The sequence below is a fragment of the Emticicia sp. genome (assembly GCF_049241225.1).
Taxonomy (GTDB): domain Bacteria; phylum Bacteroidota; class Bacteroidia; order Cytophagales; family Spirosomataceae; genus Emticicia.
This window is the reverse complement of sequence record NZ_JBMLRC010000354.1, coordinates 1-1,585: the sequence shown is the minus strand read 5'-3', so window position 1 is coordinate 1,585 and position 1,585 is coordinate 1. Positions and strand designations below refer to the sequence as shown.

Here is a 1,585-nt window from a genome sequence, read left to right as displayed (position 1 = left end):
CTTTCGTATCCCAAAGTAGTTTTAGGAAGTCTTTCAGCGGCATATCCATTCCTACATTCGATGCAGCAAGCGTAATATCTTTATTGGTTGTAAGGGCATAGACCTTACGAATACGATTCTCGGTTTTTGCTTTCAAACCAAAAATATCTTCCAAATTCTTCATGCCGATTTCTCCCAACCGATGTTTCATTGACTCAGGCACTTTGATATTTAGACAGTACTGCTGTTTTTCCTCTAATAAATATTTGGTTTGCTCCGAAACCTCCAAACACGCTCGGTCAGTAGGATTTGGGCGAGTAGTTTGATAAAGCACTTGGTACATCAGTGGTACTGTGCAATTAATAAATTCGTACTCGAAATCTGATTTTTTATTGATTTGTGGCTGTATGCCTTCTTTATGTGCCGAAACGGCCACTTTGTAAAAACTTTTATCTTCTGCCTGCCCAACGCCCATAGCCGTGGCACTTTCGGTTTTTGTAGCAAACTCGGCTTTGGTTTTTACGGCTAATATTGCCCCACTTTTGGCCAGATAAATTACTTCTTCGGTTACTTCTTCGGGCGACGTGATGGCTTTGATGTAGCCTTGTGGGTCGATGATAATTGTGTGAGGCATCAGTTGATGGTAAAACAACTGATTGATTGATTTGTTGGCATCAATCGCAATCGGCATCGAGGTTGGGCGTTTTTTTAAGAAATTCACAACTTTCCAACGCTCTTCGTCGGTTACGTTGATGACTTCTAAATCGGTTGGAAATTTTTTCTGTAAAGTAGCCAAATGCTCCATCGCAGGAAAACATGGCCCACAGTAAGTTGCCCAAAACTCTAAAATGACTACTTTTCCCCGATAATCTTTGATGTTTTTCTTGGTTGTGCCTTCTTTAGTGAGAATATTTATATCAAAATCAGGTACTAATGAGCCTAGCTGAATCGATTCTGAAACCGCTCCTTCTTGTGCGTAAGTACGCACCGCAAATGCACATACAATACTGACGATGGTTAAAATCTTTCTCATTATGTTTCGATTACGATTAAAATCTATGCAAAATTAAGCCTTTATTCGGAGCTTTTGCAAAAAATAATCGTTGGTTTGGGACTAAAATTATTAAAAATGCCTTATTTCTACCCAAATTTCGAGCAAAAACCCTGCCATTGAGCAAAGAAGGTTATTATTGAAAACAAACTTATGAATCAAGATATTTTTATGCGTGCATACTATTTTTTAAGAAATTTGGATTAATTTCGCCATTATCTATCAACTAAAAAACCAAGATGAAAAATACACAAGTAATACTTATTGCTCGACCTGTGGGAACTCCAACGGCCGATTGTTGGGAAATTATTGAAACAGAAACACCCGAATTGGCTGAAAATCAGATTCTTATTCAGAACCAATATTTGTCAATCGACCCTGCGATGCGTGGTTGGATGAACGAAGGCAAATCATATATCAGACCCGTAAAAATAGGTGAAGTAATGCGTGCTTTGGGTGCGGGTGTGGTGGTGGAATCGAAACACGCTGATTTTAAGGCGGGCGATTTTGTAACTGCTGGAACGGGTGTGCAGGAATATGCAATTTTGGATGGAA

At 39.2% G+C, this 1,585-nt stretch carries 1 protein-coding gene and 1 pseudogene; one reads left to right on the top strand and one right to left on the bottom strand.

Annotated elements, in window-relative coordinates; translation table 11 throughout:
- Positions 1 to 1,012 (bottom strand): TlpA disulfide reductase family protein (locus ACOVO2_RS18935; protein ID WP_421771477.1); only part of this gene is annotated, 1,012 nt, incomplete at its 3' end.
- Between the two features lie 257 nt (positions 1,013 to 1,269).
- Between ACOVO2_RS18935 and ACOVO2_RS18930 the strand changes: the two are divergent.
- A pseudogene (locus ACOVO2_RS18930) lies at positions 1,270 to 1,585 on the top strand (NADP-dependent oxidoreductase); the annotation flags it as partial.